Below are 21,775 nucleotides of genomic sequence, written 5' to 3'. Positions count from 1 at the left end.
GCCTCCTTGCAATAAGAAAAGTGCGCAGCGGCAGAGGCGCTGCGCACTTGCTATTATATTTCCTCTGCCTCGGATTTGCAAGAGGCTCAGACCACCCGACGGCCGTAGACGTAGACGTTGGCGTAGTGGCCGGAGGACAGGTCGTCGATCTGAACGGCGTAGCTGTTGGTAGAGGCATGGACGAACTGGCCGCTGCCGATGTAGATGCCCACATGGGAGACCGGCTTGCTGGTGCGGTATTTGAAGAACACCAGATCGCCGGGCTGCAGCTCATCCTTGCTGACGGACACGCCGTTGGAGAGCTGGTCGGTGGCGGTGCGGTTAAGGGTATAGCCGAACTGGCCATAGACATACTTGGTGAAGCCGGAACAGTCAAAGCCGCTGGTGCTGCTGCCGCCGTACACGTAAGGAGTTCCCAGGAAGTTCTGGGCGTAGGCGGCAATTTCCTCGCCCACCGAGGAGGCGGCTACGGTGGCGGCGGGAGTCTCGGAGGTGAGGGTTATGTAATCGCTGCTGACGTAGCCGCTGGTGCCGCCGTGGACTACCTTATACCAGCCGTCCTGTACGCCGGTGAGCTCCAGCACCGTGCCGCCGGAGACGCTGTTCAGTACGCTGCAGCCGGTGCCGGCGCCGGAGCGGATGTTGAGGGAGGATACATCGCTGTTGACCTTGCCATAGCCCAGCGCGGCATCCATGGAGGTGGAGACGGTCAGATATTCACCGGCCATATAGCCCTCCACGGCGTTGTAGCTGACCTTGTACCAGCCATCGCCGGCCTCTTCCAGCACTACCAGCTTGGCGTTGCTGGGGGCGGTGGCCAGGATGGCGCCGTCGGTGGCGGGGGTGTCCCGCAGGCGGAGGGCGTCGGCAGTGACGGTGCCGGCGCCCAGACAGGCGGCGGACGCGCCGATGGTACATAGAGCGGTAAGGGCGACGGTGAGCAGGCAGGTGCGCAGCAGCTTGCCGGGCATTATCATCGGTGAGGACCTCCCATTTTATCGTTTGTAGGCGGAGAAAATTATTTGTTGGCCAGAGCCCGGGCCAGCCACACGGCGGCCACGTCCATGGCGGCGTAAAGGTTGTCCTTCTCGGTCTTCTTGACCACCCGGTCGCGGCTCTTCAGGTCGGGGTCGGTGAGCTGGAGCTGGACCGAGACCTTGGTGGCCAGGGACAGGTCGTCGTCCACCTTTTTGTTGTCCATCACTTGGAGCATGATGATATATTTATCCGCCATGCTGCCGTAATAGATCAGGTTGTCCTTGCGGCGCAGGGGGTGTCCCTTGTAAACCAGGGGAAATTTCTGATCAGCCATATTGACCTCCAATATCCAAGATAAAACTGTAACCAAATTGTAACACATTGTTCCCGGCATGTCAAATTCTTTTCGGCGGATTTCCGGATATTTCTGGGATGGGGCCGGAGGCTTGCAGAACGGAGCGGAAATCGGTAAAATACAGGGGAAGGGGGCGGTTTCATGCGGGTGCTGCTGGTGCGGCCCAGAAGGCTCAACGCCATGACGGTATTTGGCGCGGTGGACTGTGAGCCGCTGGAGCTGGAATATCTGTCGGCGGCCTGCAAGGCCATGGGGGCGCAGCCGGTTCTCTATGACGGAATCCTGGAGCACCGCCCGTTCTCCCGGGTGGTAAGAGAGGTGCGGCCGGACTGGGTGGGGTTGACTGGCTATCTGACGCAGGAGCGGGAGATGGCGGAATATGTCCGACTGGCCAGGATGGCGGCCCCGGGCTGCCGGGTGGTGGTGGGCGGAGTGCATGCCCAGCTCAACTGGGACAGACTGCGCTGGGAGGGGGTGGATTTCATCCTGCGGGGTGAGTCCACTGCGGCCTTTCAGGCGCTGCTGTCCGGGGCCGACCCGGCGGGGATACCCGGCCTGTGCTGGAGAACGGGCGAGGGGTGGAGCGAGACGCCCTATATCCCCTGCGACATTGACGAGCTGCCCCTGCCCGACCGGAGCGGCTGGGCGGCGGGGGCGAAGTGGTTCCGCTATCTGGACTATCCGCGGGTGTCCACCTTAAAGACCGCCGTAGCCTGTCCCTATACCTGCGACTTCTGCTATGGCCGAAACCTCCACGGCGGACGGTATCAAGCCCGGCGGCTGGATCTGGTGCTGGATGAACTGGAGGCGATACCGGGAGAGCCTGTCTTTATCGTGGATTCGGACTTCCTGCTGGAGGAGGTGCGGACGGAGGCCTTCCTGCGGGGCCTGGAGGAGCGGGGCATCCGCAAACAGTTCATCTGTTACGCCCGGGCGGACTTCATCGCCGCCCACCCAGAGCTGACGGCCCGGCTGTGCCGGGCGGGCTTCCGATGTTTCCTGGTGGGCATCGAAGGGGTGCGGGACGACCGGCTGGAGGGCTGGAACAAGGGGACCAGCCGGGCGGTAAACGAAGCCTGCGTGACCATCCTCCACGCCAACGGGGCCGACTGCGCCGCTCTGCTGCTGGCCGACCCTGCGTTTGAGAAGGCGGACTTTCAGGCCCTGGCCCGCTGGGTGGCGGAGCATCCGGTTCGGTATGCCTCCGTTCAGATCCTCACCCCGATTCCGCCCACCCCCTTTTACCGGCGAAAGGAAGGGGAACTCACCAGCCGGGACCTGCGGCAGTGGGACCTGACCCACCTGGTGCTGCCTCCGGAACACATGAGCCGGAGGGCCTTTTTGGCCCGGTACCGGCTGCTGCTGGCGCGTCTGACTCTGTGTACCTGGCGGCGGGGGGCGTTCCGGTTCGTCACCCCTGCGTATTTGGGTCGGGTGCTGGTCCGCTGGTGGCGGAGACGGGGCGCTCTGCGGTAACTCATACCCCTCCGCGGGGTTGAAAAAGGTTAACAGACAAGCCAGAGGGCCTCGGAAAGCATTGCTTTCCGAGGCCCTCTGGCTTGTCCGGTCATTTTGGATGCGCCACTAGCGGAACGCCGCCAGTGCGGTGCGAAATTCGGTGCAGCCGAGTTCGCGCAGGGCAAATTTGCTTCGCCCAAGGAGATCAAATACAAAAGGGCTCCCGTGAGATGCAGGCGCCTCACGGGAATCGTGCGGGCGCCATGAAGGGATAAGGGTTACTTCTTTACCGCAATCCAAATCTCACAGGTGTAGTTCGGGTCCTGGGTATTGGCGGAAGGGTACACCTCCAGTTCCACGCCGTTGCCGTACGCGTAGCCGCTTTGGGGAAAGAACTCGGTGCAGATCTGCTGATAGGTCTTTTGGAACGCGTCGGGCATCTTGCCCTTGCAAGTAAAGACCGCATAGGTGTGAGCCGGGATTTCAATCACTTCCAGCCCCTTGTCCCTGAGCTCTGCTCCGTTGTAGGGTGCGCCGATGCCATAGGGAAACGCCGAGTCGTCCATCTCCCCGGAGAAGCAGATGCCCAGCATTCCGCCAATCTGCGGGAAATCGGCATATTTGCAGATCGCCTCCAGTGTGCCGTCTCGGCTGCACGCATCCCAAAAGGCCGAAATGTCGGCGGTGGCGGTGTCACCTTGGGGCTGCGTGACCTGCTTTTTCTTGCAGACGACCTTGAATGCGTCCCTCTTTTCAATCCTGTAATCCATGGTGTTGCCTCCTGTTAAAATCAGTTTGACGGACAGCCGGGAAAAGGATTTGACGCTCCCGCCCTGTCTTGCCTCGGTGGGGCTGATGTGGTGGAACCGGGCAAAGGCTCTGGAAAAGCTCTCAGGCGTGTCGTAACCGTATTTCATAGCAATATCGATGACCTTGCCGCCGGTCTGCTGCAAGTCGCAGGCCGCCAGCGTCAGCCGCCGCATGCGGATGTAATCGCCCAGTGTAAGGCCCAAAAGCATGCCGAACATTCTCTGAAAGTGAAAGGAGGAGGAGCAGGCCTGCTTCGCCACTTCCTTGTAGTCGATCTCTTCCGTCAAATGCGCTTCGGTGTAATCCAGCGCCCGCTGGATTCCTGTGATCCAATCCATAGGACCCCTTCCTTCCGTCTGAACTGATTATCGCACATCTGAGCCGTGAAAGCCTGACATCCTGTGCGTTCTGCTGTCAGGATAGCCGTCTCTCCATTTGATGTGTTTCTATTGCCAGGGCCCTCCGCAAAAACAAATAATTTATATAATTTATGGAAATCAAGCGCGGAAAGCAATTGTAGGAAAAGAAGCGCACATCTCTGCCTTTTATGGAGACGTGCGCTTTCTTCATCGCTTGGGTGTTATTTTAACACAGGCCGACATGATCCGCCAACTTTACCCAAAGGCAATTACATCATGCGCACACCAATGTCGATGCGCTTCCCGGGTGAGCCGGAGCGATTTATTTTCTGGCTTGTGTCCGTGCGAGTACCCATCCCATATGAAGCCCGCAATCGGGTAAAATACTGTCATTACTGCGACTGGAGGATTTTCCATGGACAACTACCAACTGACGCAAGACCAGATTACGGCCTACGGAGTGTGTCTGCGTACGGAAGAGCACGCCCCCAGCACCATCGAGAAATATTTGCGGGACACGCGGGCTTTTGCCGTGTGGCTGGAGGGCCGCCCGGTGACAAGGGAATTAGCGGCGGAGTGGAGAGACCGTTTGCTATCCAGCGGCCACAAGCCCAGTACCGTTAACTCCATGCTGGCCGCCGTCAACGGCCTGTTCCGCTTTTTGGGCTGGGGCATCCGGGTAAAATTTCTGAAGGTTCAGCGCCGGCTGTTCCGGGACCAGTCCCGGGAGCTGACCCGGGGTGAATACGACCTGCTGGTGAACACGGCCCGGGCCGCTGGAAAGGAGCGCCTTGCCCTGCTGATGGAGGCCGTCTGCGCCACCGGCGTGCGGGTGAGCGAGGTGAAGTATCTCACGGTGGAAGCTGCCCAGTGTGGCCGGGCGGAGATTGCCTTAAAGGGCAAGATACGGATGATTCTGTTGCCCAATAAGCTGTGCCGCAAACTCTTGAAATACGCCAGGAAACAGAAAATCGCCTCCGGCGAGATTTTTCTCACCAGAAGCGGGAGGAGCCTTTCACGGCGGCAGATATGGGCGGAGATGAAGCAGCTTTGTAAGGCGACGGGTGTAGCTTCGGAGAAAGTCTATCCCCACAATTTGAGGCATCTGTTTGCCCGGACATTTTACCAGGCCTGCAAGGACATCGCGCGTCTAGCCGACGTGCTGGGCCATTCCAGCATCGAGACTACCCGCATCTATCTTGTGACCACTGGAGCCGAGCAGGTCAGACAACTGGACCGCCTGGGACTTGTCTCATAGACAAAATCAACATTTTGCCTTGAAGCTATCGGCACTCCGGCCCCTTCAGCTACATATAGCATGGTTATTGTACTACGCAATCCTATGATTATCAAGGGGGATTGACACTTTTGGGCACAAAAACTCAAGCCGCTGAAACCTCGATTTTGCGGCTTGGTCTTTTTGCGCCCTTTTGCTGCTGCAATGAACCCTTGAATTCCTTATTTTTCCGTTTTTGGGCTTGCCGAAGTAAAAAAGCAGTGTATACCTGTATGCGAAATGTTGATTTTGTGATGTGGAGGTGATGTTGGTATGGATGCAAACATGTCCCTGTTGGATGCAATGGCGGTCCAGGCCGGGTGTGAGTTTCTGTCTGATCTGCGGTACATCGATGACCTTCAGCGGCTCCGGCTGGCCCGGGCACTGGAGAAGGTCAGTCCGCAGTCCGGGACGCTGTTCGAGTGGAACGACGCCCTGGAATATCTGACAGGTGAACCGCACCAACCGACCCCGGAGGCTGCAAAAGAACGGCTGATGTGCTCACTGGCCGCGCCCCGGACCAAGGGGTGGCAAGAAGAAAAAGGAGGAATTTGTACATGAAACGGCGACTAATAGCAAGTTTGTTGGCCGTGTGCCTGGTGGCGGGCCTGCTGCCCACCGTGGCGCTGGCCGCGGAGCCCTGCACGGCCACGGTGGGATGTACGCGGGAGGCCGGTCATGAGGGCGATTGCGTTCTTCCCTTTGCGAACAATGATGCTGGCGAAGCAGGTGATGAAGTGGACGGGGAACCCGCCTCGGCTAATGATGAGACCAGCGGCATTAACACAGACACAAATAATGTGCCTGCCCCGATGGACGATGCGGATAGCAACGCCTATTATGAAACAATTGATGTGATTGACCCGGTTGATATCACGGCGGTGGAGAGTGTGGGGGAACAGCCCGTTAAGATCGGTGAGACCGGCTATTCGACCCTCGCGGATGCCGTCAATGCTGCCGGAACTAATGGAGTTGGCACTGACATCATCACCCTGACTGCCGACATCACCCTGACCGGCTCCATTATCGTACCCGAGAAGGCAACGTTCACTATCAAAGGCGAAGGCCACACGATTCAGTTCCCCGCCGGCGGCGTGTTCAAGCAGATTGACAAGAACAACCTGGAGGGCGTGACCGATGTTAATCTGACCTTTGAGAATGTCAACTTTGAGAACACCGCAGGCGAAAAGAACGGCTACGCCGTGATCACAGGCTTTGACGCCAGCGGCGTGATCCTTAACTTTACCGGCTGTACCTTCACAAACATGTGGGACGCTGTTTACAGCAATGTTATCTCCGACACGAATGTAAGGCAGAATGTTGTGAACATCACGGATTGCACCTTCTCCAACACTGCATGGGTCTACGGCCTTGATGACGGCTGCAATGCCGCATACGATCCGGCAGCGATCCGAAACAAGATCACCTACAACATTACCCCTGCAACGACGACCGGCACCGAAGGCGTTGGCGAGCGGTTTGCAACAGCCTCCATCACCACCGATGGTGTTGAGCGCGGTTACGCCACCCTGGCCGCCGCTGTGGCAGCGGTTGAAGACGGCGGAACGATTATTTTGCTGACGAATGCCAGCGGCAGTGGTATTGGCACTTTTCTAAATACAGCGAACGGCGCCAAAACTGCGGTGAAGGACTTTACCATCAATTTTGACAACCATACATACACCTGCACCGGCCCGGCGGTAGGTTCCATGGGCACCCAGAGCCAAGCCTTCCACCTGGAGTGGAAAGGGACTGGAAATGAAAATGCGAAGGTAACCTTGAAAAACGGCACGATTTCTTCGACAGCCGATTCCGGTGTGCGGATGCTCGTCCAAAATTACTGCGATTTGACACTGGACAATATGACGTTGGACGGTACCAATATCGGACGCGGACAATATACCCTTTCCAATAACTGCGGCAATGTGACGATTCAGAACTGTGAAATCATTGCTCCTGAGAATGGTTTTGCTTTTGATTCCTGCGACTATGCCAACTATACCGGCGTGTCGGTCACAGTCAAAGGGGAAAGTGAGATTCTCGGTAAGATTGAACGGACCAACCCCAATGGTGGGGAAAACAATGCACGTATTTCCGTCCAGAGTGGTACCTTCTCCGATGTAAGCGCACTGAATTATCTGGCTGCTGGCGCTGATGTAGCGGTGGAGCTGGGAGAGAGCGCAACACAATCTACGACCATTCCTGCCGACGCCACTGTGGCGCTGGACCTGAACGGCAAGACTCTCACCAATGAAGACGGCAAACATACCATTATCAACAATGGCACCCTGACCATTACCGGCGAGGGCACCGTGGACAATGTGAGCCACGGCAAGGGCGCTCTGGTGAACTACGGCACTGCGGTACTTAACGGCGGCATTTTCAAAAGAAGCGCTGAGACGGGCGTGGATGCTGCGACCAGCGGCGGGAACTCCTGGTACACCATTGATAACCAGGGCGTCATGACCATCAACAAAGGGGTCACCGTAGAGAACAGCGGCAAATTCTCCAGCATGATCCGCAATCTCGGCACGCAGGCTGGAGAGGGCGTGACTGCCGGCGTGTTGACCATTGAGGGCGGTTCCTTCACCGGCGGCCTGAACAATGTCAAGAACGACGACTACAGCACGCTGACGGTCACCGGCGGCACCTTTCAAACCGGCGCCCAGGCCAATATTATGAACTGGAATGTGGCCGAGATCAATGACGGTACGTTTACCAGCACAGCCGAGGAGGCTGTATGGAACGGCGTGTTGGAATCCGCCGGCAAGGGTCAACTGACCATCAAAGGCGGTACCTTTACAGGCGTTGAGCCCTATGGTGCGGTTGTGAACAGCGAGAAATATCCGGGCGGTACCATTCTCATCACCGACGGTTACTTCTCCCACAAGCCCGACAAGAGCTATATCGCAGAGGGCAAGGACGCCGTCGTCAGTGATAAGGCCGGCTATTACACGATTGGCGTATCCGAGGTCGATGTGGAAACCGCTGTCTCCGCCGGCGAACCAAATGTGAGTGTCCCCGATGGCACAGGCATCACTACCGATCAGGTGGCGACTGCCGCGAAGAGTGAAGCGACCACAAATACTCTGGCCGCAGCCGCAAGTGCCCTCGCCAACGATTCCTCGATTGTCGGCACTGAGGACGCGGCAAAGACCGCACTTGGCGACCTTGCAGATGACAGTGCCACCATTACGGTTGTGGTCCAGCCCTATCTGGACGTTGCCGTTGAGAAAATTGAGACGGCTGAGGACGGCTCCAAGACTATGACGTTGGAGATCGCGGCGAAGTACCATGTTGTCGCCACCACCGATCCCGACCATATCAAAACGGAGAGCGGTGAGGGCCAAAACGCCGTGGTCCTCAAGGAAGCGCAGACCCTGAATGTCACGACCCCGATCCAGATCACGGTCCCCCTTGCATCCAGCTTTGCTGATGGCGATGCGCAGTTCTATGTCCGGCACATCAAGAGCAGCACGAGGACCTATGTGTACAGCGCCACGAGGAACAATGACAGCACAATTACCTTCACCAATCCCAACGGTTTCAGCACCTTTGTGGTGACCACACAGGCCCCCGCCGCCAAGATCGGCGAGATTGGCTATACCACGCTCCAGGCCGCTGTGGACGCCGTGCAGAACGGCGAGACGATTACCCTGGTGAAGGACAACAGCGAGGCCGTGACGGTCGGCCGCACGGTGACCTTTACCCTTGACAAGGCTGGGAAAATCTTTAGCGGCACTGTGAAGGGCGCCAGCGCCCGCACGACGGTCCAGGAGGAGAACGGCATCTACACCTGCGTTTACAGCGCTCCCTCCGGCGGTGGTGGTTCTTCCACTACTACTTATGCCGTCTCCACGCCTTCCGGTGTGAAGCATGGCTCCGTTTCCGTCAGCCACAAAAATGCATCCAAGGGCACCGCGGTAACGATTACTGTCAAGCCGGATTCCGGCTATGAGTTGGATGACCTTACCGTCACCGACCAAAGCGGCGACGCCGTGAAGCTGACCAAGAAAAGCGATACCCAGTACACCTTTACCATGCCCGCCTCCAAAGTGGAGATCACAGTGAGCTTTGTGGAAGAGCCCGCCTTGACCACGCTGCCCTTCCTGGACGTGCAGACGGGCGACTGGTTCTATGACGCCGTGATGTTCGTATATGGCGAGGGCATGATGAACGGTACCAGCAGCACCACGTTCAGTCCCGATGCGACCACGACCCGGGGTATGATCGTGACCATTCTCCATCGGCTCGCGGGGTCGCCTGCGAGCCGGGAGAGCGCAGATTTCCTGGATGTGCCTGCCGGTCAGTATTATTCCGAGGCTGTTGCCTGGGCGTCTGAAAACGGGATTGTGAATGGTTATGACGACGGGAACTTCGGCCCGGACGACACCATTACCCGAGAGCAGATGGCGGCCATTCTGTATCGCTATGCCGGATTCCAGGGCTATGACATGAGCGCAAAGGCTGACCTGTCTGGTTTCTCCGACGCTGGGACGGTCAGCGGCTATGCACAGGAGGCCATCCGGTGGGCCAACGCCGCGGGCCTTGTCAGAGGCACCAGCACTACCACGATTTCTCCCAAGGCTGGGGCAACACGGGCCCAAGTTGCGGCCATCCTCATGCGCTTTTGTGAAAACGTCGTGAAATAATCCCCCGATCCCGTTTCCCGCCTATCGCGGGAGGGGGGCCTCCCGGCCCCCCTTTCTCCAAGCCCTCCAATCCTTTGGAGGGCTTGGAGAAAGAATGGCAAGGGACTCATTTGAACATGGGATGTTTGTCAGTGGGCCCTGTAAAACAGCCGGCCCTGAAAAAGGTGGGTTGCAGATGAAAGAAGAGTGTATTTTGGTGGCCGATCGTTTGGAACCCCGCTATATTGCAGAGGACGAAATATCCCGTGACGGTGGCCAATGGCCCGAGTATTGCCGCACACTGGTCGTCTGTGTGGACAGCTTTGAAAACGGCTTGGCGGAAGGGTGGCTGCACAGTTTCTGCCTGCCTGCGCCACGTCCCTTCCACAGCCTGGATCAATTATTGTTCTCGATGGAGGAAGTGCTGAATGAGAGCAGACTGGCCGAGCCGTGGAATATCACACGTACCTTGAGCGGCCGGAGGGCCCGAAAGCGCAAAAAGGGGCCCCTTCCGGAGGTGTCCCGCGGCTCTGCTCCAGTCGCTGCCTGGGATTTCCATGCTCTGCGGCCAAGGCGAGGAAAACTGGCGAGTTTTTATCTGCGGGTGTATTCCAGACAGAATGCTTCCATGCAAGGCATACTAATCCGAGCGGGAGACAGGGATAGCGCCACGGCCTTCCGCAGCGCCCTGGAGCTGATCCACATATTCCGCAGGGCTTTGGATCATAGCGAAAAAGGCGTAATCCCGATGGAACCGCACATCTTTCCAGAGGGCGGCAAGCGGTCTGACGAACGAGTGCGCCGAAAAACCAGGGAGCAATGACGATGAAAATCCTGTCCTATGAGTTCAACATGAGCACCGCTTGGGTGGAGCTGCGGTTGGCAGATGGAGCAGATGGAGCGGAATTGAGTCTGGATTTCGGCACGCAGATATGGTAGGATTAAAAACACCCATACGGAAGATATAGGAGGTACTGCAATGAGGCAGGACATGATCGTTATTTTGGACCTGGGCAGTGAGGAGAATCCGCGTCTGGCCCGCGAGATCCGCGCGCTGGGGGTCTACAGTGAGATCCATCCCCACGACATCACGCTGGAGGAGCTCAAGGCGCTTCCCAATGTAAAAGGCATCATCCTGAACGGCGGGGCCAACCGGATCGTGAACGGAGTGGAGATCGACGCGGCCAAGGAGATCTATAATTATGAGGTGCCGGTCCTTCTGGCCGACCACAAGGGGGACGCCCCCTGGCCGGACGACGGGGAGATGCGCAGAGAGGCGCTGTCTAATTTTGTCTTTGGACTCTGCGGCGCCCAGCCCAACTGGAATATGGAGAATTTTATCGCCGATCAGGTAGAGCTGATCCGCCGGCAAGTGGGGGAACGGAAGGTGCTGTTAGCGCTGTCCGGCGGAGTGGACTCGTCGGTGGTGGCGGCCCTGCTCATCAAGGCCATCGGCAAGCAGCTCACCTGCGTCCATGTGAACCATGGCCTTCTGCGCAAAGGGGAGCCGGAGCAGGTGGTGCGGGTGTTCCGGGACGAGATGGACGCCAACCTCATCTATGTGGACGCCGTGGACCGCTTTCTGGACAAGCTGGCGGGTGTGGCTGATCCGGAGACCAAGCGAAAGGTCATCGGCGCGGAGTTTATCCGGGTTTTTGAGGAAGAGGCACGCAAGCTCTCGGGCATCGAGTTCCTGGCCCAGGGGACCATTTATCCCGACATCATCGAGTCAGGTACCAAGACGGTCAAGGCGGTCAAATCCCACCACAACGTGGGGGGGCTGCCCGAGGACCTTGGCTTTGCGCTGGTAGAGCCGCTGAAGATGCTCTTCAAGGATGAGGTCCGCGCCTGCGGCAAGGCACTGGGGCTGCCTGATTCCATGGTCTACCGCCAGCCGTTCCCTGGCCCCGGACTGGGTGTCCGCTGCTTGGGCGCCATCACCCGTGACCGTCTGAAAGCCGTCCGGGAGTCCGACGCCATTCTTCGGGAGGAGTTTGCCAAGAACGGTCTGGAGGGCAAGGTGTGGCAGTACTTTACCGCCATCCCCGACATCAAGTCTGTGGGCGTCCGCGACAACAAGCGCGCCGACGAGTGGTGCGTTATCCTCCGTGCCGTCAACACCGTGGACGCCATGACCGCCACGGTGGAGAACGTCCCCTTTGACCTGCTCCAGCACATCACCAAGCGCATCACGAAGGAGGTTAAGGGCGTCAACCGGGTCTTGTTTGACCTGACACCCAAGCCCACCGGCACCATTGAGTGGGAATAACAATAGGTTTTCTGAACTTGCTAAATTAGTTTAGAAATCAGAAGAAAACAAGAGAAAAGCCACGAAACACGGAAGAAATTGTTCTGTGTTTCGTGGTTCTTTTTTGTTGCCGTACTATAATCGTACTATTCACAAGAAATAGCCTTGAACTTTTAGACCCGCTGGGCGTTGCTGAGAGCGGAATGGACTTCTTCAATCAAGGCGCTCACTTCTGAATGCTTATTCGGGTAAAGGTGGCTATATGTCTGAAGCGTGGTTTCTATGTTCTCATGCCCCAGCCGGTCAGCAATCAACAATGGGGAAAAACCTTTTTCGATCAGGAAGGAAGCGTGGGAGTGCCGCAGATCATGAACTCGAATTCGCTTCACGCCTGATGATTTACACCCCCTGATCATTTCATGGAGTAGATAGCTTTTGGTTTGTCCAAAAAGCCGCCCGGACGGATCAGTAACATAAATGCAAGTGGAATACCGCTGTACCATATCGGACAGAAACGGCGGCAAGGTAATGATTCGTTTGCTCTTTGGGGTTTTGGGTGGAAGGATCAAATCTTCCTTTTGGTGTCTGGCATAGTTTTTGGAAATACTCACTGTATGGGCTTCAAAATCAAAATCATCCGCAGTTAAAGCCAACAGTTCACCGGATCGCATTCCCGTCCAAAATAGCAGATTAAAGATCACAACGGAAGGCGGCTTGTTAGATACGGCTTGAATAAATCGGTTAAATTCTTCTACCGTCCAAATCTCCATTTCATCAGCGTGTTTTTTCCCCATGCTACCGGCAAGTCGGCAAGGGTTGTTTTCCAACCGGTAATACTTCACAGCAAAATTGAAAATTGCGCTGGCCTGATTATTTACCGTTTTTAGATAGGTTTGGGAATAACCCTTGGGATCAGCTAAAAGTTCGTTTTGCCACTTTCTGATTGTGGCCGGGGTAATGGTGTTGATTGGCATATCCCGGAAGAAAGGAAGAAGTTTGGTGTCAATCAGAAATTGCTTGTTGGAATAGGTGGTGGGCTTCAGACGGTGCTTGCAATCTTCCATGTAAAGTTCCACCAGAGAGCCAAAGGACATATCACAGGAAGCATGGGCCTTGGATAAGAATTCCCGTTCAAATTCTTGGGCTTCCTTCTTTGTCTTAAAGCCTTCCTTCTTCTTCTGCTTCCGGTTCCCCGTCCAATCGGTATAGTAGAACTTGCAGAACCATGAACCGGCTTTTTCATTCTTATAAACCGGCATATAATCACCTGTCCTTTCTGTGAAGAAAAAACAGGGGTTCAGCTTAATCAGAATGATGATAAATAGAAGGCTTATCTTTGAACTGTTGGAAACGAAAACGAATGAAATTGAGTATTTCATCTTCAATTCTACCCAGTTCGTCAGGACTTATAGCATCATGATTGATTTCAAAGGTTTCAGTTCCATAATCGCTTAGAAGCAGTTCATGAATTGCAGTACGAACCTTTTCTACGGGCCTTTCAAGCAACCGTGCAACTTCTTCATCAACCCGTTTAGCAATGGGGGATATTTTTTCAAAATCAATGCTGGTTAGAAGTTGATAAGGTTCTACCTCTAACACGGTTGCCAGCTTTTGTATGGTTTCCAAAGAAGGGTTTAACTGTTCTCCGCTCTCGAGCTTGGAAACCATGCTGAAACTAACCTTTGACTTGTCAGCTAATTCCCGTTGGGTAAGCCTTTTTTCTTTTCTGATCCGCTTCAGATTGTCTTTCACTGCCATTGGATCACCTCTAAATATTATTATACCATTGGTAGTGAAAAATTCAAACCCCCGCTTCTCTTTTTTCCATTATACGATTGACTTATACCATTGTCAATGGTATAATAAGAAAAAATTCCATTGCAAATGGGAATATCGGGAGGTGTGATATTTGAACAAGCAACTAAAAATGGCCCGTATAGATGCAGAGTTAACACAAAAGCAACTTGCGGAGCGAGTAGGCGTAACCAATAAATATCTTTCACAGTTGGAGTGTGGAGTTTCACGCAATCCTTCAAAACAGGTGATGGAGCGAATTGCAAAGGAATTGAACAAGACTGTGCAAGAACTGTTTTTCAATGAGTAAAGAAGGTGATAATCAGTGATTGATGGTATTTGCAGAGCCAACAACAAACACCCTTCAGAGGATGAAAAGAACCGTGTGTATTTCAGCCCTGATGAAAAAATCAGCGGTTACAATGGTGATTTGTGTGCCCGTCTGAAAGCTGGTTTTCTGAAGTTGGATATTGATGATTTCGACCACCGTACCGGCGAACTGGACGAGCCTATCAAGGGAAATCCAAGAAGTGAAGCTGTATTGGCTTGGCTGAATTCTAAGGGCATTCGCTATAATCTGATGATTACGGAACATGGAAAGCACTTTTATTTCAGAGTTCCGCAAAATTACCCCCATGAAACCAATAAAATCAACTGGTATTCTGCATTGGGAATTAAAGTTGAAGTCAAATTGGGCGGTGGGCAATCCAAAGAACACATCCCATTCAAAGTGGGGGGCGTTCTCCGAAAGTGGGCCGCTGGTGATATGCTGAATGAAGCCATTGATGAATTGCCGGTTGAATTGTGGCCTTTGCAGAAGTCTAAAAACCGGCCATTTGATTTTACAACCCTATCGGATGCCCGGAACAATGGTTTTTCTGAATATGCGTTCGCTTTGGCTTGGAAAGGTTACACCATTGAACAAATTCAAAGCACAATTCAGGCTATCAATGATTTTGTGCTGGAAACCGGCCTTCGTTGTAGTGAAATTGATACCATTCTTCGGGAAGAAACCTTGGAGAAGTTGCGGAACATCATTAACCAGAAGGAAGAAAAGAACCTGTCCCCTGTGGCTGTTGCCAATGAACTTCTGGAACAGCACCATTTGATTTATCTGAATGGCAATCTTTATGCCTATCAAAATGGGGTATATAAGCCATTCGGCAAGGATCAAATCAACGCATATATCAGCAAGCACTATCCTTTCGCCAAAATCCGCTTTCGGCAAGAAGTGGCCGAACAAATCAAGGGAGCCGCTTACATTGACCAAGCGGAAGAAAGCCCCATGATCAATGTGAGAAATGGCATGTTGGAAATTGCGGATGATGGTACAATAACGCTTCACCCCCACAACCCTGATATTATCAGCTTCCGACAGTTTCATGCAGACTATGACCCTTCAGCGGTTTGCCCTGTGCTTGACAAAGCCCTTGAAAATGCGTTTAGCAAAAGTTCAGAACAGATTGAACTATTCGACCAGATCATGGGTTATCTTATGATGAACCACACACGGTATCAGAAGTGCTTCTTTTGGGTGGGGCTTCCATCTTCGGCTAAAAGTACGCTTTCTACGATGGTTCGCCGGTTCTGCGGGGAAGAAAATGTTTCTTCCGTGGAATTGGAAGATTTGGGGAATCGGTTCGGATTGGCTGGCCTTGTGAACAAAACACTGAACATTGTACCGGATATTAAGAAAACGAAATTGTTTGCTTCCGGTCTGTTTAAGGCCCTTGTGGGTGGCGATGCCGTTCATGTGGAACAAAAATACCGGGAATCGTTTGATTATGTTTTCACCGGGAAAATGATTTTTGGTATGAACCTGTTCCCGGACTTTTCAGCAGACTTTGAAGGTATCGAACGGCGGCTTGTGATTTTGAAGTTTGAACGGGTTTACAAGCGGACGGATCCCGATTATAACCCCGCCATTGACGATGATCTTTCTACTGATGAAGCTATGAGCGCACTTCTAAACCGGGCCATTTCTGGTTATAAGAGCCTGACCCAAAACAAAGGATTTATTGAAACCCGGAAAAGCAAACAGCAGATGGCCGCTTTTGTGTCGGAAAATGATTCCGTTGTTGCGTGGGTGGAAAGCCTTGATGATGTCGGCATTTTGGAGCGGGAGCCGATAAGCGGCCCGGAAGGGCTTTATAAAGCGTATGAAATCTATTGTAACGCCAGCGGAGAAAGGGCAAAGGATCAAAAGGATTTCACCCGGATTATTAAAACCCGCTATGGATATGAGAGCTATATCAAACGCATAGAGGGTAAACGGATGCCCATGTTTCGGAAAAAAATAACTGTCTGCCTGTCCTTCTGAAATCCCATTTTACAACCTTGTATATAGGGAAAATATTTTTCTAAAAAGTTTTTTGATAGGAAAAAAGTATATAAAATACTACTTTGAGAAGGACAGACGGACAGGCCGAAAGGAGAGGATACCCATTGACGATAAGTGAATTTAGGCAGTATGCAAAGAAATGGGGTAAAGGTCAAGACCCGGTAAAGCTGTTGTTACCCTTGGATCAGTTGGAATTGCTACCGGCCAATAAAAAGCGGAAAACCCATGCCGTGGATCATCGTTCCTTTTTGGATTCGGAAGGATGCTGGAACATATACCCAATAGCGATTGATTCATTTCATGTTTACATCGTTTGCCCTTATTGCCAACAAATCCATATTCACGGAAACGACAAAGGCCATTATGAAGGCCCACGATGCCCACATTGTTTTACACCCAACATTAAGAACTATGTGATCCTGAAGCACAATGACAGAAGAAAAAAGCCCCCTTGCGTCACCGTCTGCAAACTCTGACACAAGGGAGCCGAAACCACCAACCCAAAAGGGCGGCTTGTGGATAGTATAACACATGATCCGCCCGGAAATCAAGAAAGGACGGAATTACATATGAAAAATCTGATCGAAACCGCCAAGGCCACCAAGGTTCCTGAGAAGTACGAACTTCGGGAAAGGGATTTGGAAGCCATTTACAATGGAGCCCATGGGGATGTGTTCAGGATGATTTCTTGGGCGTTCAAGATTGGCTTCCATCAAGGGCAGAAGGCTGGTGATCGCTGATGTCGGTCAAAGTCAAAATCAGCTACACCCCGGACGAGGAAGCGAAAATACCCCGGCTTGAAGCCCTTCTGAAGTCGCTTTTGCCCCGTCATAAGGTCAAGAAAAGCACAGGTACACCCCCCTATAATCATCTGTATTTCATACCTACGAAAAGCGAAAAACACACGAAATAGGTGATTTTCCTTGACCTACACCCCCATATATGGTATAATCTTAATATAGTACCCCACCCCCTTACCGGGTGGAAGCTGTGAGAAAACGGCGTGGGAATCGTTCTTTTTGGGACGGTTCCCACGCTTTTTCTATATTTAGCCTACTTCGGGCGTTAAACGGAGGTATGAAAGATGGATGAAATCAAGGCCACTATGAACAACAATCAGAACCCGGATGGAGCCGGGGCAAAAACCTTCAGTCAGGACGATGTGAACCGCATTGTGGGTGAACGCCTTGCCAAAGAGAAGGCAAAGGGGGAAGCCGCTCTTGCTGAAAGGGAACAGCAGTTGGCCCAGCGTGAATTGCTGTTGACCGCAAAAGAGAAGATCAGTGAAATGGGCCTTCCCGCTGAACTGGTGGACGCTCTGAATGTGTCCAGCCCTAAAGCATTGGAAAAGGCCCTGTCCATCGTGAAAACGGTTATGGACAAACACAAAGCGGAAGCCCACCCTATCAAGTTCAGCGGGGCTAAACCGGCTGAAAGTCTGTCCCGTGCAAAAAATACCGGTGACAGTTCACTTAGAAAGGCTATGGGGCTTCCCGAATAAGAAAGGAAGTGCCATAAATGGCTAATACTGTTAATCTTGTTACTACATTCCTTCCGCTGGTGGATGAAAAGTTTACCACGGAATCCCGCAAATCCCTGTTGACCAACAATGACTTTGATTGGACTGGGGCGCATTCCATCAAGGTTTATAAGGTCAGCACTTCGGCCATGAACGACTATGACCGCCCCGGTGCAAACACCGCCACAAATTGGAGCAGGTTTGGCCCCGTGGCCGGTCTGGATGCCACTACAGAGGAAATGACCCTGAAGAAGGATCGTTCCTTCACCTTCGCCATTGACAAGCTGGACACGGACGAAACCGCAGGACAGCTTCAGGCCGCTGGTGCATTGGCCCGTCAGCTTCGGGAAGTGGTGATCCCGGAGGTGGACACTTACACCTATGGCGTGATGTGTGCCGGTGCTGGCACCAAACCCGCCGCTATTGCCCTTACCGCTGAAAACATCTGTGGTGAGATTTTCAAGGCAAATACCGCCCTTGATAATGCCGAGGTTCCAGAAACCGGGCGTATTATCGTGGTAACGCCTGATACTTACCTTCTGATGAAGCAGTCCAAGGATATTTTCTTGGAAACTGATGTGGCGGAAAATATGCGGCTTCGGGGCGTGATCGCCCAGCTTGACGGGGCGCAGATCATCAAGGTTCCCGCCAACCGCCTTCCCTCTGACTTTGGCTTTATGATTGCCCATCCTGTGGCAACCGTGGCCCCTACCAAGTTGGAGGATTACCGAGTACACCAAGACCCGCCCGGCATTTCCGGTGATCTGGTGGAAGGCCGTATCTGTTACGATGCCTTTGTTCTGGAAAACAAGGCAAAGGCAATCTACTATCAGGCCGTTACCGAGGGCTAATATCTGATGCGGGGCGTGTGGGCGTGGCCTATGCGCCCCGTATTTGACTTGTGGGAGGTTTTTATGGATCGGATAGACCGACTGATTATTAAAGCGAAAAAGGCCGCACAAGCCAAATCTGAGCGGTTTATTATGGGTTCTGTGACCTATGCCCCAGATAGGGGCCAATACCGGGCCTGTGGCCACCTGTGGAGCGGCAAGAAGGGCGCTGGATGTCGGTATATAGTTTCATGGCATGATTCCCCGGATGCCGCTATGGATGCCCTATATTCCCTTGCTGATGAGTACCCCAATACCCAAGAAGATTCCCCCATTTTCTACGATGATATGAATCAGGGGGAAGATGATGACATATGAACAAACTTGAAAAGTTAATTTCAACAGCAAAGAAACAGGCCATACAAAGAAGCAAACAAATGGAAGCAGCCATATATGACCGAATGACCATTGACCAGTTAAAAGAATTGGCCTATGGGAATCCGTCTGAAGAAAGGATCATAGAAATCTTTGCTTCTGTGGATGGCCTTCATCTTTTGGAAAGGAAGTGAAACACCATGCCCCGGCGCAAAACACTAAAGTTATCTACCCCGGCAGATATACGCCGGGCCATTTCAAGGGTTGCAAATATGACCCTGAACAATGAAATTGACCCCAAAAGAGCCAACACCCTTCTTTACGCCTGTAACGCCGCTCTTGCGGCCATTAAGACAGACGAATATGAAAAGAAGCTGGTGGAACTGGAAGGGCTGTTAGCCACTATGGAAGGGCGGTGAAAAATATGCTGAAGCATGAAAACCCTAATATTGATATTATCAACAAAAATCTGTGGGCGGTTCGGTTTTCATTGATCCCCTTCATTCCGCAGATCAGCTATAATCCTGATCCATCTATTCCGCTGGAACAGGTTCCGGGGCAGTTTGGCCCGGATGGGATCATGATTCTGAACAAGGATTTCAAACATTATGAACTGGTAAAGAAGGCCACGGAAGCGGTGATGAAGCTGAAATCCCGGCAGATCAATAAGGAACTTGATTCCTTGCACCATTCACCCGCAAACCAACCGCTTCAGGTCATTTATCGTTACTGCTTATTGGCGGAACTGGAGCGCCGAAAGGTGGTGAAAAATCATGGCAACCATTAAAACTGCAATTCAAATCTATGACGGCATGACCCGCCCCCTTCAGGCAATGAGCCGGGGCATGAATACCCTGATTAACGCTATGGAAAATGCCCAAGGAACCTTTGACCGTGGATTTGATTCCACTGTTCTTCAGCAGGTCAGAGAAGATATAGCGGAAGCAACCGTTGGATTTGATCGGATGGAACAGAATATCAGGCAATCGGATCACGCCCAAGACCAGTTTAACGATTCCATTCGGGCCGGTTCTTCCGCCGCTGATGGCCTTTGGAACAAGCTGAAGGGAATTGCGGCCACCGTGGGTGGTATTGCTGGACTGAATAAGGTGCTTGGGGTTTCTGACCAGCTTACAAGCACCAATGCCCGGTTGAACAATGCCATGGTGAATTTTGATGATGGCGGGAGCCTTGAAGAACTGCAAGCAAAGGTAATGGCTTCGGCACAGCGTTCCCGTTCTTATTACATGGACACCGCCGCCGCTGTTGCCAAGTTGGGCATGAACGCAAGGGACGCATTCACCAACATGGATGAAGTAATTGCTTTTTCCGAATTGGTGAACAAGTCTTTTGTTATCGGTGGTGCCGGTGCCCAAGAGCAATCCGCCGCAATGCTTCAGCTTACACAGGCAATGGCTTCCGGGGTTCTCCGTGGTGAAGAACTGAACAGCATTTTTGAAACTGCCCCCGGAATTATTCAGAGCATTGCAAAATACTTGGATGTTCCCATTGGTCAGATCAGAACAATGGCTTCTGAAGGGCAGATTACCGCCAATATTGTAAAGAACGCCATGTTTGAAGCGGCTGGTGATATTGAAAGAACCTTTTCAAATATGCCCAAAACTTGGGGACAGATTTGGACGGGCATGAAGAACAAGGCCCTTCAGGTGCTTCAGCCCCTTTTGAACGGAATCAACTGGCTTGCAAACAACATTTCTATCATTGGCCCCGCTGTTTTGGGTTTGGCCGGTGCCTTTGCGGTGTTCCAGATTGCCGCCCATTGGACGCAGATTGCGGCGGCGGCAACGGCTATTTATCATGGTGTGGTGAACTTCCTTTCCATCGGCTTTGGCGTTCTGACCGGCAACACAGCGGCGGCTTCTGCGGCGGTGTTCACCTTCAATTCTGCGCTGTTGGCCAACCCCATTGTTTGGGTGATAATGCTGATCATGGCGCTGATCGGTGCATTGTATGCCGGTGTAGCCGCTTATAACAAGTTCACCGGTGCTGGTGTTTCTGCAACCGGCATTATTGGCGGGGCCTTTGCTGTGTTGGGCGCTTTCCTGATCAACAGCTTCATTGTTCCCCTTCAGAATGGCTTTGCTATGATCGCCAACTTCCTTGGCAATGTGTTCAATAACCCCATTGCCGCTGTGAAGGTTGCTTTCTATGATATGTGCCTTACCGTGATTGGCTATATCACCAAATTGGCCCATGCCATTGAAAATTTGCTGAATAAGATCCCCGGCGTAACCGTGGACATTACAAGCGGCCTTGATAGCTTTTATGCAGGGTTGGAACAGGCCCAGCAAAAAGTTAAAGATGAAGCCGGTTGGGTTGAATATGTTCAGAAGATGGACTTCATTGATTATTCTGAAGCCGCTTCCGCTGGATATGATTTCGGCAAAGGAATTGCCGATAAAATTTCCGGGGCCTTTAATTTGGGCGGTGTTGAAGCCTTCAATCTTGGCAACACCCTTGATGGTATCTATGGCAACACCGGTGATACGGCGGGAAATACCGCCGCTATGAGTGATGCCCTTGACATTACTGAAGAAGATTTGTCCTATCTGCGTGATATTGCGGAACGGGAAGCAATCAACCGGTTCACCACCGCTGAAATCAAGGTTGAACAGAACAACACCAATTACATTGACAAGGAAACTGATCTGGATGGGATCATGGACGCTTGGGCCAATGACTTTGCGGAAAAACTGGATGTTTCTGAAGAAGGGGTGCATGAGTAATGGGAATTGAAAGTTAATTTTCAAGAAAAAGGCTGTTCAATGAATTGAAAAAAT

Annotated in this window: 21 protein-coding genes; 16 read left to right on the top strand and 5 right to left on the bottom strand. The window is 52.9% G+C overall.

Annotated features, from left to right (window positions below):
- Window positions 1-86: 86 nt before the first annotated feature.
- Together BN2154_RS10610 and BN2154_RS10605 are read right to left on the bottom strand one after the other, a co-directional pair.
- A complete protein-coding gene (locus BN2154_RS10610) occupies window positions 87-977 on the bottom strand; it encodes a C40 family peptidase (protein ID WP_050618751.1) in 891 nt (296 codons plus the stop codon).
- Between the two features lie 41 nt (window positions 978-1,018).
- A complete protein-coding gene (locus tag BN2154_RS10605; RefSeq protein WP_050618750.1) occupies window positions 1,019-1,312 on the bottom strand; it encodes a hypothetical protein in 294 nt (97 codons plus the stop codon).
- 162 nt (window positions 1,313-1,474) lie between these two features.
- On the opposite strand from BN2154_RS10605, the gene BN2154_RS10600 reads away from it, so the two are divergent.
- A complete protein-coding gene (locus BN2154_RS10600) occupies window positions 1,475-2,809 on the top strand; it encodes a B12-binding domain-containing radical SAM protein (RefSeq protein ID WP_050618749.1) in 1,335 nt (444 codons plus the stop codon).
- 260 nt (window positions 2,810-3,069) lie between these two features.
- Here the strand turns inward: BN2154_RS10600 and BN2154_RS10595 are convergent, their stop codons facing one another.
- Window positions 3,070-3,939, bottom strand: coding sequence for an AraC family transcriptional regulator (locus BN2154_RS10595; protein WP_050618748.1), 870 nt, complete (start codon window positions 3,937-3,939; stop codon window positions 3,070-3,072).
- 436 nt (window positions 3,940-4,375) lie between these two features.
- Here BN2154_RS10595 and BN2154_RS10590 point away from each other — a divergent pair, with 436 nt between their 5' ends.
- From BN2154_RS10590 to guaA, 5 genes are all read left to right on the top strand, one after another.
- Window positions 4,376-5,218: a tyrosine-type recombinase/integrase gene (locus BN2154_RS10590; protein WP_050618747.1), complete on the top strand. Its 843-nt coding sequence runs from the start codon at window positions 4,376-4,378 to the stop codon at window positions 5,216-5,218.
- 291 nt (window positions 5,219-5,509) lie between these two features.
- Window positions 5,510-5,797, top strand: a complete 288-nt coding sequence (locus tag BN2154_RS10585; protein WP_050618746.1) for a hypothetical protein — start codon at window positions 5,510-5,512, stop codon at window positions 5,795-5,797.
- The gene (locus tag BN2154_RS16325) at window positions 5,794-9,888 is read left to right on the top strand and encodes an S-layer homology domain-containing protein (protein ID WP_242853744.1); all 4,095 of its coding nucleotides are present in this window, start codon (window positions 5,794-5,796) and stop codon (window positions 9,886-9,888) included. The genes BN2154_RS10585 and BN2154_RS16325 overlap by 4 nt, the downstream gene beginning before the upstream one ends.
- 175 nt (window positions 9,889-10,063) lie before the next feature.
- The gene (locus tag BN2154_RS10575) at window positions 10,064-10,690 is read left to right on the top strand and encodes a hypothetical protein (protein ID WP_050618745.1); all 627 of its coding nucleotides are present in this window, start codon (window positions 10,064-10,066) and stop codon (window positions 10,688-10,690) included.
- Between the two features lie 156 nt (window positions 10,691-10,846).
- A complete protein-coding gene (guaA, locus tag BN2154_RS10570) occupies window positions 10,847-12,136 on the top strand; it encodes a glutamine-hydrolyzing GMP synthase (RefSeq protein WP_050618744.1) in 1,290 nt (429 codons plus the stop codon).
- Between the two features lie 152 nt (window positions 12,137-12,288).
- Here the strand turns inward: guaA and BN2154_RS10565 are convergent, their stop codons facing one another.
- Entirely contained in the window at window positions 12,289-13,374 is a 1,086-nt protein-coding gene (locus BN2154_RS10565) for a site-specific integrase (RefSeq protein ID WP_050618743.1), read from the bottom strand.
- Window positions 13,375-13,417: 43 nt separating this feature from the next.
- Window positions 13,418-13,873 carry a helix-turn-helix domain-containing protein gene (locus tag BN2154_RS15410; protein WP_094762476.1) on the bottom strand — a complete coding sequence of 152 codons (456 nt, stop codon included), beginning with the start codon at window positions 13,871-13,873 and terminating at the stop codon, window positions 13,418-13,420.
- Between the two features lie 151 nt (window positions 13,874-14,024).
- Between BN2154_RS15410 and BN2154_RS15405 the strand changes: the two genes are divergently transcribed.
- The 10 genes from BN2154_RS15405 to BN2154_RS10515 all read left to right on the top strand — a co-directional run bounded on the left by BN2154_RS15405 (window position 14,025) and on the right by BN2154_RS10515 (window position 21,721).
- A complete protein-coding gene (locus BN2154_RS15405; RefSeq protein WP_094762475.1) occupies window positions 14,025-14,219 on the top strand; it encodes a helix-turn-helix transcriptional regulator in 195 nt (64 codons plus the stop codon).
- Window positions 14,220-14,234: 15 nt separating this feature from the next.
- On the top strand, window positions 14,235-16,229 hold the full coding sequence (locus tag BN2154_RS10550) for a DNA primase family protein (RefSeq protein WP_094762474.1): 1,995 nt from the start codon (window positions 14,235-14,237) through the stop codon (window positions 16,227-16,229).
- Window positions 16,230-16,819: 590 nt separating this feature from the next.
- A complete protein-coding gene (locus BN2154_RS15795) occupies window positions 16,820-16,990 on the top strand; it encodes a hypothetical protein (protein WP_154666679.1) in 171 nt (56 codons plus the stop codon).
- Window positions 16,991-17,334: 344 nt separating this feature from the next.
- The gene (locus BN2154_RS10545) at window positions 17,335-17,751 is read left to right on the top strand and encodes a hypothetical protein (protein WP_050618740.1); all 417 of its coding nucleotides are present in this window, start codon (window positions 17,335-17,337) and stop codon (window positions 17,749-17,751) included.
- Between the two features lie 17 nt (window positions 17,752-17,768).
- Entirely contained in the window at window positions 17,769-18,620 is an 852-nt protein-coding gene (locus tag BN2154_RS10540) for a hypothetical protein (protein ID WP_050618739.1), read from the top strand.
- Between the two features lie 63 nt (window positions 18,621-18,683).
- Window positions 18,684-18,977 (top strand): hypothetical protein, encoded by a 294-nt coding sequence (locus BN2154_RS10535; protein ID WP_050618738.1) that lies wholly within the window; start codon window positions 18,684-18,686, stop codon window positions 18,975-18,977.
- Entirely contained in the window at window positions 18,974-19,168 is a 195-nt protein-coding gene (locus BN2154_RS10530; protein WP_050618737.1) for a hypothetical protein, read from the top strand. Before BN2154_RS10535 ends, BN2154_RS10530 begins: the two co-directional genes overlap by 4 nt.
- Before the next feature lie 6 nt (window positions 19,169-19,174).
- Window positions 19,175-19,393, top strand: coding sequence for a hypothetical protein (locus BN2154_RS10525; protein WP_050618736.1), 219 nt, complete (start codon window positions 19,175-19,177; stop codon window positions 19,391-19,393).
- Window positions 19,394-19,398: 5 nt separating this feature from the next.
- Window positions 19,399-19,761, top strand: a complete 363-nt coding sequence (locus tag BN2154_RS10520) for a hypothetical protein (RefSeq protein WP_050618735.1) — start codon at window positions 19,399-19,401, stop codon at window positions 19,759-19,761.
- A complete protein-coding gene (locus tag BN2154_RS10515) occupies window positions 19,748-21,721 on the top strand; it encodes a tape measure protein (protein ID WP_050618734.1) in 1,974 nt (657 codons plus the stop codon). The genes BN2154_RS10520 and BN2154_RS10515 overlap by 14 nt, the downstream gene beginning before the upstream one ends.
- The last annotated feature ends 54 nt before the right edge of the window (window positions 21,722-21,775 follow it).

Origin of the sequence: Intestinimonas massiliensis (ex Afouda et al. 2020), from assembly GCF_001244995.1 — a bacterium.
GTDB lineage: Bacteria > Bacillota > Clostridia > Oscillospirales > Oscillospiraceae > Intestinimonas > Intestinimonas massiliensis.
The sequence above is the reverse complement of the archived record's forward strand: the minus strand, read 5'-3'. Positions and strand labels throughout refer to the sequence as shown.